Origin of the sequence: Microbacterium hibisci (genome assembly GCF_015278255.1) — a bacterium.
Lineage (GTDB): Bacteria > Actinomycetota > Actinomycetes > Actinomycetales > Microbacteriaceae > Microbacterium > Microbacterium hibisci.
Genome location: NZ_JADIJC010000006.1, coordinates 282435 through 293306 on the forward strand (window position 1 = coordinate 282435; position 10872 = coordinate 293306).

12 protein-coding genes are annotated in these 10872 nt (G+C 69.5%); 3 read left to right on the forward strand and 9 right to left on the reverse strand.

Annotated elements, in window-relative coordinates; genetic code table 11:
• Position 1: 1 nt before the first annotated feature.
• Together IM770_RS13320 and IM770_RS13325 are read right to left on the reverse strand one after the other, a co-directional pair.
• Positions 2 to 373, reverse strand: coding sequence for a bleomycin resistance protein (locus IM770_RS13320; RefSeq protein WP_203581623.1), 372 nt, complete (start codon positions 371 to 373; stop codon positions 2 to 4).
• Between the two features lie 39 nt (positions 374 to 412).
• Entirely contained in the window at positions 413 to 592 is a 180-nt protein-coding gene (locus tag IM770_RS13325) for a hypothetical protein (protein ID WP_203581624.1), read from the reverse strand.
• A 238-nt stretch (positions 593 to 830) separates the two neighbouring features.
• Here IM770_RS13325 and IM770_RS13330 point away from each other — a divergent pair, with 238 nt between their 5' ends.
• Complete coding sequence (locus tag IM770_RS13330) at positions 831 to 1184, forward strand: YciI family protein (RefSeq protein WP_203581625.1); 354 nt, start codon at positions 831 to 833, stop codon at positions 1182 to 1184.
• 97 nt (positions 1185 to 1281) lie between these two features.
• On the opposite strand, the gene IM770_RS13335 is transcribed toward IM770_RS13330, so the two are convergent.
• Entirely contained in the window at positions 1282 to 4698 is a 3417-nt protein-coding gene (locus tag IM770_RS13335) for a choice-of-anchor I family protein (protein WP_203581626.1), read from the reverse strand.
• Between the two features lie 254 nt (positions 4699 to 4952).
• Here IM770_RS13335 and IM770_RS13340 point away from each other — a divergent pair, with 254 nt between their 5' ends.
• Both IM770_RS13340 and mmsB read left to right on the forward strand, forming a co-directional pair.
• Positions 4953 to 6131: an acyl-CoA dehydrogenase family protein gene (locus IM770_RS13340; RefSeq protein ID WP_372430674.1), complete on the forward strand. Its 1179-nt coding sequence runs from the start codon at positions 4953 to 4955 to the stop codon at positions 6129 to 6131.
• Positions 6132 to 6157: 26 nt separating this feature from the next.
• Positions 6158 to 7057 (forward strand): 3-hydroxyisobutyrate dehydrogenase, encoded by a 900-nt coding sequence (gene mmsB, locus IM770_RS13345; RefSeq protein WP_203581628.1) that lies wholly within the window; start codon positions 6158 to 6160, stop codon positions 7055 to 7057.
• A 9-nt stretch (positions 7058 to 7066) separates the two neighbouring features.
• Here the strand turns inward: mmsB and IM770_RS13350 are convergent, their stop codons facing one another.
• The 6 genes from IM770_RS13350 to IM770_RS13375 form a co-directional block, all read right to left on the reverse strand.
• Entirely contained in the window at positions 7067 to 7633 is a 567-nt protein-coding gene (locus IM770_RS13350) for a hypothetical protein (protein WP_203581629.1), read from the reverse strand.
• Positions 7630 to 8250: a hypothetical protein gene (locus IM770_RS13355; RefSeq protein ID WP_203581630.1), complete on the reverse strand. Its 621-nt coding sequence runs from the start codon at positions 8248 to 8250 to the stop codon at positions 7630 to 7632. The genes IM770_RS13350 and IM770_RS13355 overlap by 4 nt, the downstream gene beginning before the upstream one ends.
• Positions 8250 to 8993, reverse strand: coding sequence for a hypothetical protein (locus IM770_RS13360; RefSeq protein WP_203581631.1), 744 nt, complete (start codon positions 8991 to 8993; stop codon positions 8250 to 8252). Before IM770_RS13360 ends, IM770_RS13355 begins: the two co-directional genes overlap by 1 nt.
• Positions 8994 to 9027: 34 nt before the next feature.
• Positions 9028 to 10272 carry a hypothetical protein gene (locus IM770_RS13365; protein WP_203581632.1) on the reverse strand — a complete coding sequence of 415 codons (1245 nt, stop codon included), beginning with the start codon at positions 10270 to 10272 and terminating at the stop codon, positions 9028 to 9030.
• Positions 10273 to 10275: 3 nt separating this feature from the next.
• A complete protein-coding gene (locus IM770_RS13370) occupies positions 10276 to 10605 on the reverse strand; it encodes a hypothetical protein (RefSeq protein WP_203581633.1) in 330 nt (109 codons plus the stop codon).
• Between the two features lie 76 nt (positions 10606 to 10681).
• Positions 10682 to 10872 (reverse strand): hypothetical protein (locus IM770_RS13375; RefSeq protein WP_203581634.1); only part of this gene is annotated, 191 nt, incomplete at its 5' end.

The following is a 10872-nucleotide window of genomic DNA, read 5'->3' on the forward strand; positions in this document are numbered from 1 at the left end:
ATCAGGGGACTGCGCTGCCGATGCGCAGCAGGTTGCCGCTGCGGTCGACGACGGCGAACTCCCGCATGCCGTAGTCGGTGTCGACCGGCTTCTCGATCCGGCTTCCGGTGGCGCGGTCGGGCTTGATGAGCTCTGCCCACTCCTCATAGACGCGAAGCGCGTCGTCGACGAAGAGGTAGCACATCGACGCGGTCCGGAGCGGGTCGACGGATGGATCCGCGGTGAAGTGCAGCTCGAGGTCGCCGCGCCCGAGGATCAGGTAGTCCCACTCTTCGGGCGGAGCGCCCCGGTTCTCGAAGCCCAGACGCTCGAAGAACCGGAGCGTCTCGGCGAGGTCACGGCTGGGGAGGATGGGCACGGCGCGCTCGGTCACACGCGCAGGCTAACCGTTCGAGGTGCCGGGGGACAGTGGTCAGAGCGCCTCGAGGATGCCGGCCCCGAACACCGCGACCGCCGCAACGGCGACCCCCGCCATCGCGAGCGCGGCGATGCCGACCACGAGGATGTTGCCGCCGATGGTCAACAGCAGTGCCGCCGCCGGCGACAGCTCGCGGTGACGGCGGACGGGGATCGGAGACGTGGTGGTGACCATGCCTTCGACGCTACGGAGCGGCAGCGTCCTCGCGCGTCCACCGACAGGCCCATTCGTGTCAGCCGCAAGGATGATCCGGCAGTGCCCGGCGGCACCCCTGGTCGAGCCTTCGCGGAAAGAACTCTCCGCCGAAAGATCACTGCAGAGAATGTCTCCCCGAAGTGTCGACCTGGGCGATCGCCGCGCGACGACCGGGGTGAGGCTGGCACGCGCCCGCCCGCAACGGAAGGATCAGACCATGAAGTACATGATGTTCGTCGTCACGTCGCTCGAGCCCGACACGGAGCCCGACGAGTCGGATGTCGACCTCTGGGTCGACCCGCTCGACGCGAGCGGCAAGCGCGTCATCGGCGAAGTGCTGGCACCGGTGTCGGAGTCCACCGTCGTCAAGGTGCGCGGAGGCAAGGTGCTGACCTCGCGCGGGCCGTTCGCCGAGACCGCCGAAGTCATCGCCGGGTTCGACATCCTCGAGGTCGAGAACCTCGAAGAGGCGATCGAGATCGCGTCGCGGCATCCGATGGCCCGAAACGGCCAGCTCGAGCTCCGCCCGTTCATGGTGTGGCCGGACGGCGACGGCGGCACCGGCGCCTGAGGGCACGGCATCCGTCACTCTCCCGGCGTTCGCACAACGAGAGGGCCCCCGGATGCCGTGCATCCGGGTGCCCTCCGTCAGCCGGTCGCGCGGGGCGTCACCGGGCGACGGCGACCGCGACGGCGACGGCGCGCCCCAACGACGCCGGCGCCACCGGCGAGTTCGCCTCGAAGTAGCCGACCGTCGCGGCGAGGTCGATCTGACCGGTGTCGACCCTGTTCTGGACGTCGGCGAAGGTGAAGAAGTTGTCTCCACCGGACGCGAGGAACGAGTTGGTCACGACCGTGAACTCGTCGGTCGGCAGGATCTCGACGCCGTTGTACGACATCGACAGGATGTGCGAGCCCGCGGCTGCCGCCGGGTCGTACTCGTAGGCGAAGCCCTCCGACACGCCCAAGTGCAGCTTCGGCCGAGACGCTGTCGCCGGCTGCCACTGCTCCTCGAGCACCGACTTCAGCTGCGCTCCCGTCAGCGTCATCGAGACCAGCGTGTTCGCGAACGGCTGCACGTTGGCGACATCGCGGTAGGTCATGACGCCGTCCGTCCCGTACAGCAGGTCGGTGCGCAGGCCACCGGGGTTCATCAGCCCGATCTGGGCCGGCGTGCCGGCGTAGTCCTCGTTCGACGTCGCCCACAGGTAGACATCGGCGACGAGGTTGCCGAGCGTGGACTCCACGCCGCGGTCGGATCCTGCCGGCGTGCCGCCGCGGAGGACGTCGGCCGTGATCGAACCGACCTCCACCGAACCCGCGACCTCCGCCTCGGCGACCGCGTCGGCGACGATCTGCGCCACTGCCGGGTCGGCGGGGAACAGCGCCCGAGCGGGCGTCGTGCCGACCGCGGGCGCGACGAGCGGCACCAGTCCGCCGCTGATCGACAGCAGCTGCTTGCTCGTGGACTCGACACGGATGTCGAGCTTTCCGAGCGTGGTGCCGTACTGGTGCGCCTGGATCACCGGGCGCTCCTCGCCGGTCGCGTCGACCGGCACCAGGCACGAGTAGCTCTGATGCGTGTGACCCGAGACGATCGCGTCGATCTGGGCCGATGCGCCGCGGATGAGCTCGCCGTACGACGTCGGGTCGGCGACGACGTTCGCGCAGTCCCCCGTCTCGGAGCCCTCGTGGGTGAGCAGCACGACGATGTCGGCGAGGTCCTCCGACGTGAGCTGCGCCGCGACGCGGTTGGCGGCCTCGAGCTGATCGCCGAACTCGATGTCGGTGATCCCCGCCGGGCTGACCAGCGAGCCGGTCTGCTCGGTGACCGTGCCGATAAATCCGACCCGCACGCCGTCGACCTCCTCGATCACGTACTCCGGCAGCGCCGGCGTGTCCGTGCCCGCGAAGTACACGTTCACGCCCAGCCCGAAGGTCGTGTCGCCGTACCGCGGCAGCACCCGATCGGTGAGGTCGTCCCAGCCCTGATCGAACTCGTGGTTGCCCACGGCTCCCAGGTCGAGGCCGGCGGCCACGAGTGCATCGATCGCGGGATCGTCGTTCTGGATGAACGAGGTGAACGTCGAGGCGCCGATGTTGTCACCGGCCGACACGAACAGCGTGTTCGGGTTCTGAGCCTCGAACGCGTCGACCGCGCCGGCGATGACGGCGGCGCCGGCCTCGCCGCTCGAGAGGTTCTGCTCGATGCGACCGTGGAAGTCGTTGACCGTCAGCACCGAGACGTCGGTCGTCGCGAAGTCCGAGATCTGGAACAGGGTGGTGGTGCCCGACACCTCGTTCCCCACCGCGAGCAGCGGCGTGCCCGTGGTCGACTGCGCGGCCGGGATGAACTCGATGCCCTCGGGTCCGAGGTCACCGGCCGCCGACAGGTCGCCGCCGTCCTCCACCGACACCGAGAAGTCGCGGTTGTTGACATACGTCACGTACGACACTGCGGCCGGCTCGGTGATGTCGAACACCGCGATCCCGCCGACACGCTCGAAGCCGACGAACGCGTAGGTCCGGCCGTTCACCTCGCCGATCTCGACGGTCTCGGGCTCGGGGCCCTTGTCGTCGCTGCGACCCTCGAGGTTCGACTCGCTGTGGTTCGAGTTGAAGAAGTCCGGCAGGGCGGCGGCGGTGAGGGCCTCGAGCTGCGAGCCGGAGTCGAACACCTGCGTGCCGTCCGTCGACCAGATCGAGAACGAGCGGCCGCCGAACGAGTAGAGCTCGTCGTAGCAGCCGGCGGCCTCGTCGAAGCCGTTCTCGATCGTGACGTTGAGGCGCCCGAGGTCGGCGTCGCCCAGGGAGCCGGCCAGCGCGCTGTCGGTGCACACCGGTCCGAAGCCGTCCTCGGCGAGGTTCTTCACGCGTGACACCTCGGAGTAGTCGCCCCATTCGCGTGCGTCGCCCTCGTTGGCGGTGACGAGGTAGGTCCGGCCGCCCGCGGCGTACGACTGGATGGTGTCGGGCATGTACATGCCCTTCAGTCCCGGGTACGTCCGCAGCGCGACCGTGTCGTCGCGGTCGCTCGGGTCGAGCGCGTTCTGTTCGAGGCCGTGGTCCTTGAAGCCCAGCGGCAGGATGTCGGTCACCTGAGCGTTCGACAGCTTCACCTTCGCGACCGCGTTGGCCTCCTGCAGGGTGACGTAGGCGGTGCTGCCGTCGACCGTGATGTACTCCGGCTCGAGGTTGCGGCTCACCGGGTGGTCGTCGCCGTGCGGCGTCGGACCGAACGTGCGCACGCCGTCGGGGAGGCGGTCCTCGGCGAGCTTGCCGAAGGCGGCCTGGAGCTTCGCGATCGCCCGCTTCAGCTGCTCGCTCCGTGCCGGCGAGTCGGCGAACTTCCGCAGCTGCTCCTGAAGTCGCTCCAGCTTCGCGGCGGCGGCCGGCGGCACGCTCTGCTGGATCGCCTCGTAGTGATGGAAGTCCGCGGTGCGGACGTCGCGCTGGGCGGGTGCGGCGAGCTTCTTCGGCAGCTTGACCACGCTCACCGAGCCCTCGGGGTCGATCGAGAAGTCCTCCGCGGGCTCACCCTCGTTCGCCACCACGGCGTACTTGCCGTCGGGCGAGACGGTGACCATGTCGGGGAGCGCTCCGACGGTGACGGTGCCGAGGACGGCGGATGCGGCATCCGCTGCGGTCGCGTCGAAGAACAGCAGGTGACCGGCGTCGGTCTTCACGTCTGCTTCGAACGCCACGATGCCGAGGCCGTCCGCGCGCACCGCCACCGAGTTCGCGACGCCCTCCGAGGCGACGGCGAACTCCTCGGTCATCGCAGCGGGGTCGCCGTAGTCGAGGACGCTGACCGATCCCGCCTGCGCGTTGACGACGAACAGGCGCTCGCCGTGCGACGCGATGATCTCAGCCGCCCCCTCGTCGAAGGCGCCGGTCTCGAAGGTTCCGATGGGGGACAGCGTCAGGGCGGGGTCGTCGCCATAGGCCACGACGGGGTCCGGCACGATCGCCGCGTTCGCGGCGGCGGCGGGCGTGAAGGCGAGCGTGCCTGCGGCGATGGCGGCTGCCGCGCCGATGGCGACGGCGCGGCGCGGGCCACGGGTGCTGTGCGTATGCGAAGGCATCCTGATCCTCGGGTAGGGGAACGCGCGATATGCGCTCTCCTGTCCTAGTCATGCCACGTGTCGACCAGGTGAACGGATGGAAACAGACTGCGCGGCGAGCGCGTCTCCGGCCGGCTCCGGCGCCGGTATGCGATCAGTGGATGCCCGTGCAGATACTAGGACGTCCATGTAAACTGCGATCGTGCCGACGATGGCACGATCGCGCTGATCAGGACGCCTCACGAAGGCGTCGCTGCATCACTGAAGGAGCAATGGTGTCCACGATCACTTCCCCGACCCCGTCTCTCACGTCCGAGGAGCGCGCGGCGATCCTCGACGCCGTCCGTGAGTTCGCGCAGACCGAGCTCGCGCCGCACGCGCTGGAGTGGGATCGTGAGTCCCGCTTTCCCCGCGAGACACTGCAGCGCGGCGGCGAGTTGGGGCTCGGCGGCATCTACATCCGCGAGGACGTCGGCGGCTCCGGGCTCTCGCGCTCCGATGCGGCCGCCATCTTCGAGGAGCTCGCCCAGGGCGACCCCGCCATCGCCGCCTATATCTCGATCCACAACATGGTGGCGTGGATGATCGACACCTACGGCAGTGCCGAACAGCGCACCGAGTGGCTGCCGCTCCTCACGTCGATGACCGGCTTCGGCAGCTACTGCCTCACCGAGCCCGGTGCCGGGTCGGATGCCGCGGCGATCACGACGAGCGCGATCCGGGTCTCGGACGAGCGCGGCGGCGACGAGTTCGTGCTGACGGGGGTCAAGCAGTTCATCTCGGGCGGGGGCGAGGCATCCGTCTACATCGTCATGGCCCGAACGGATGCCGAAGCCGGCGCCCGCGGGATCACCGCGTTCCTGGTGCCGGCCGACGCCCCCGGCCTGTCTTTCGGCCAGCTCGAGCACAAGATGGGCTGGAACGCGCAGCCGACGCGCCAGGTGATCCTCGACGAGGTGCGGGTACCCGCCGCGAACGTGCTCGGCGGCGAGGGCCAGGGCTTCAAGATCGCGATGTCGGCGCTCGACGGCGGCCGCATCAACATCGCCGCGTGCTCGCTGGGCGGCGCGCAGTGGGCGCTCGACCGCGCCGTGAAATACGTGCACGAGCGCTTCACCTTCGGTGAGCCGCTCGCCGAGAAGCAGGCGGTCGTCTTCGCCCTCGCCGATATGGCCACCGAGCTCCGCGCCGCGCGCGCCCTCGTCCGCGACGCGGCGGCCGCCCTCGATGCGAAGGCGCCCGACGCTTCGATGCAGTGCGCGATGGCCAAGCGCTTCGCGACCGACGCCGGCTTCACGGTCGCCAACCAGGCGCTGCAGCTGCACGGCGGCTACGGCTACCTCCACGAGTACGGGATCGAGAAGGTGGTGCGCGATCTGCGCGTGCATCAGATCCTGGAGGGGACCAACGAGATCATGCGCGTGATCATCGGCCGCCAGCTCCTCGCCGGCTGACCGCGCGAACAACGAGGGGTGTCGCAATGAAGATCGCATTCCTGGGCCTGGGGCACATGGGCCTGCCGATGGCCCGCAACCTGTCGGACACTGGCCACGAGGTCGTGGGCTTCGACGTGTTCCCCGCCGCGGTCGACGGCGCACGCGAGGCGGGCCTTACCGTGGCGGAGTCGGGGACGGATGCCGCAACCGCCGCCGACGTCGTCATCACGATGTTCCAGACCGGAGCGCAGGTGCTCGACGCCTACCGCGGCACCGGTGGCGCCCCCGGACTGCTCGAGGTCGCGGCATCCGGAGCGCTGTTCATCGACTGCTCGACGATCGCCGTCGACGAGGCGCGCGCCGCGCACGCTCTCGCCGAGGCGGCCGGCCACCGCGCGCTCGACGCGCCCGTGTCGGGCGGGGTGGTGGGCGCCGAGAACGCGACGCTCGCCTTCATGGTCGGCGGCACCGACGAGGACTTCGAGGCTGCCCGTCCGCTGCTCGAGGCGATGGGCCGCCGTGTCGTGCACTGCGGCGGCGCGGGGCTCGGCCAGGCCGCGAAGGTCTGCAACAACATGATCCTCGCGGTGTCGCAGATCGCCGTCGCCGAGGCGTTCGTGCTGGGCGAACGGCTCGGGCTGTCGCACCAGGCGCTGTTCGACGTGGCCTCGAACGCGTCGGGCCAGTGCTGGGCGCTCACGACCAACTGCCCCGTGCCGGGACCGGTGCCGACGAGCCCGGCGAACCGCGACTACCAGCCGGGCTTCGCGGGCGCGCTCATGAACAAGGACCTCGGCCTCGCCGAGCACGCCATCACTGCGACGGGGGTCGAGGCCAGGATGGGCATGCTGGCACGCGAGATCTACGCCGCCTTCGCGGCGGGCGAAGGTGCAGGGCAGGACTTCTCGGGCATCATCAACACGATCCGCTCGGGCAGCGCGTAGAGGCGCCGCTCAGTCGCCGAACGCGAGCGTCGGAACGAGCTCGCGGAGCGGGCGGTCGATCAGCCCGACCATGGCGGTTGGGAGCGGGTCGGATCGCAGCCGCACGCTCCCCGCGGGCCCCGTCGCCAGCACGGCCATCCCGGCGATCGGCTCGCCTGACGCGAAGGAGCCGTCGGCGATGAACCGGCACGCCAGACCGTCGCCCACCGCCGGCACGGCGAACTCGTCGAAGCTCGGCTCGGCGGCCAGCGGCAGGCGTTCGAGGAGCACCTCGATCGGATCCTGACCCGGGTGGAGGGGCGGACCGACGTCGACGCGGACGAACGCGGCGACCGGACCCGGGAACGGCCAGAATGCGAGTCCGAATACGTCGACGCCCGGCGTCAGCGAGCCCTGCATGTCGCGGATCATGCCGCGCACGACAGCGAGCTCGGCGGCGTCGGCGGTCGGCCTGCTCTCGGTGTAGCGCTCGATCGCCGCCGACTCCCACAGCGCGATCGTGGCGAACTCCTCGTCAGGGAACTCGGTGGGCACGTGCAGCCAGAAGCGCTGGTCGGCGGTGTACGTGAGCCTCACGCGTTCCACCGCAGCGTCGAGACGATGGCGTCCGTGAGCAGGAACATCTGCGACACGAAGGGATCCGTGCGCGCGACCGTCCCATCGGCCGGCGCGGCCACGACCGCGGTCAACTGCAGCGCTGCCCGGTGTTCCGACCCCGGAACGGGCGTGAGATACGCGGTGCTGTACTGCTGCAGGGTGGCGGTGCCCATCTCGATCGGCGATGACGATTCCCAGCGCACGAAGCGCTTGTCGTCGTGCAGAGCGGTCGCTCCCTTGGAGCGGATGAGGTCGGCGACCAGGGAGCTCAGCGATCCGCCGCCGGGCGCGCGGCGGACGCTCGCCGTGATCGACAGAGGCAGGAGCAGGTCGTCGCCCCACGCCTGCGTCTGGGCGTAGAAGCGCACCGTGTCGGAGGAACGCATACCACCGAACGCCTTTCCTGTGATCGCGCGGAGCTGCGCGAGCAGGTCGGGTCGATGCGCGGCCTGCAGGCGTCCCCGCGCGCGGTCCAGGAGCTCGCGCTCGACCGCGGCGGTCGGCTCGAACTCTTCCCACCCGGATGGCAGGACGAGCGAGAACTCGGGGAGCGCGGGCGACGGGGTCGCCCCGAGCTCGGCGCGCAGGTCTGCCATCATCGATCCGCCTTCCGGGCATCGGCCTCGGCGCTCACCGCGTGCGTGCGCGCCAGCGTCCCCAGCGGGGCGGCGGCCAGCCGCACGCGCGCTGCCTCGGTGATCGCGCCGCGCGCCTGCAGGTTCACCAGTGCCGCACTCAGATCACCACGGATCGATTCCTGCGTCGGGGCGGGCAGTGCGTCGATCGCGGCACGCACTGCGCGCACCGGGACGGTCGGAGCGGACCCGCCTGAGCGGCGGCCGCGAACGAGGACGACAACGGCGGTGATGAGACTCACCACGGTCATCAGCACGAAGATCGCCAGCAGGAGCCCGCCCGCGGTCACATGCGGCGCGACGATGGCGAACACCACGACGCCCAGGATCCCGAGCACGGCTTCGGCGATCGACAGCAGCACGACGCGGATCGACGCCTCGGCGCCCGGTCGCAGCCAATACCACTGCGAGCAGATGTAGCCCACGGCGCCGATGGCCGCGATGAGGGCGGGGACGAACGGATCCGCGTCCAGTCTGATCGGGATCACGATCAATCCGACAGCGACGAGCGGCCAGAACTGCAGGAGCACCATGAGCAGGTCCGACCCGGTGCGGCCGCGGCCGGGGTGTTCGCCGAAGTCCTGCGCCGAAGCATCGAGGAGGGACTGGATCTCGGGGTGCCCGGAATACGCCGCTCTCTCCAACCGGTTCCAGTCGATGTCGGCGCCAGGTGCCAGGTCTTGGGCGAATTGCGTCGAACTCACGGCGCTCATTTCGTACTCCACAACGGCGGACGGGTCAGGATGCCGCCAACTCAGCTTCCCACGTGTTCACCTGCGACGACGCCCGGGCGTCCTGCACGGCGCCGATTCCGGTGATCGCGACCTGACCCGGGGTGTTCACGACCCAGCCGTAGTGGCCGAAGACATGGCCGAGGACACCCCAGCCTTCGCCGCCCGGCCGAGTGAGGGCGCGGCGCGACTCGGTGCCCGTGCCGAAGCCCATGATGCGCGCAGCGACATCGTCCAGCGCGTGTGAGCCGCCCATCGCCTGAGTGATCCGTCCCAGGAAGGACGTTCCCTGCGCGCCCGTCGTGCGCCAGACGGTCGGCATCTCGCGCAGGGTCGTGCCGATCGTGCGCCATCCCGCCCGGGTCCCGAGTCCGCCGACCATGTCATCGAGCACGCCCAGCGTGCCCACCTTGGCACCGCCGGCGAACTTCGCGATCGATCCGAAGGGCACCACGCCGATGATCGCGAAGGCGATCTCCCATCCGCTGGCGTTGCCGCGTGCGGCCTTGTACGCCGTGAGCAGCAGCGTCGCGATCGCGACGATGGCCCCGAGCGCGGCGATGATGGGTCCGCCGATCACGAACGCGAGGATCGCGAGGGCGATCCCGACGTACTGGAGCACCACCAGCATGCCGTCGACGAAGGCATCCACCTTGTCCCAGAAGCCGTCCGAGACGCCGCCGTCGGTCGCGTTCTGGATCGACTCCGCGGCCTCGTCGAAGGCGTCCTGCCACGTGTCGTAAACGGTGTCGAAGTCCTCGGCGCGCGCGTCGAACTCGGCGCGGGCGGTCGTCACGGCTGTCTGCGCCGTTTCGAGGTCGGCCTGGCGACGCTCTTCGGCGGCCTCGGCGTCGGGCCCGATCTGCACCGGCGACAACCACGGATTGAGCTCGTTGTAGTCGCCGAGCTTCGACTGATAGGTGCTCCAGAGCGTCTGGCAGTCGGTGACGATCGGCTCCATCTTCTCCTGCGCGGTCTTGAGGGCCGCGCCGTAGGTCTTCAGTGCGGTGCCGGTGGGTGCGTAGCGCTCTCCGGCGAGCCTGAGCTCGACGTGGATGTCGCCCACGACGTCACGGATCTTCTCGATCGAGAGGCCCTTCTGCCCGTCGGCGCCCTCGACGATCGCCTTCAGCACGCCGGCTGAGCCCGTCATCTGGTCGCCGAGGTCTTTGACGTCCTTGCCGCGGTCGATGATGTCCTGCGCGTTGCCGGTGACCGTGCTGATCTCGCGGTTCTTGGGAGACTCGTCCATCGGTCAGACCGCCTTCGGAAGGTGTTCGGCTTCATCGACTTCGACTTCGTTGGCCTTCGACGCCTCGAGGTCCCAGCTCTCCCATTCCTTGCCGGTCTTCTCGACCCGCTCCTGGATCGTCATCAAGTCCTCCTGCAGCGCCTTGCGTCGCACGTGCCAGCCCTCCTCGAAGGTGTGGGCGCGATCGCGCAGGCGCGTCTTGCCGTACGGTGCGCCGATCGCCGACTCGAGGTCGTCGGATCTGGCGTTCGCCTTCTCGAACTCCACGATGATCTGCTTCAGCGAGCCGTTGAGCTCGTTCAGCACGCTGTACGAGATTTCGACGTCACTCATCGGTCAACCCTCCGGATCAGCAGGTCGAGGCGATGCCGGCGGCCGCGGCCGCCGGCATCCGCCCACCAGAACGTTGTCAGTTGCCGGCGAGGGCCTGGTCGGTGTCCTTGATCGCCTGCATCATCTTGCGCAGCGACTCACCCATGTCGGAGATGCCCTCGATGGCCTTCTCCAGACCCGTGGTCAGCTCGTTGTACCCCTCACCGAACTTGCCCGACGCGTGCTGCGTCTTGAAGTCATCGCCCAGCAGACGGTCCACATCGCTCT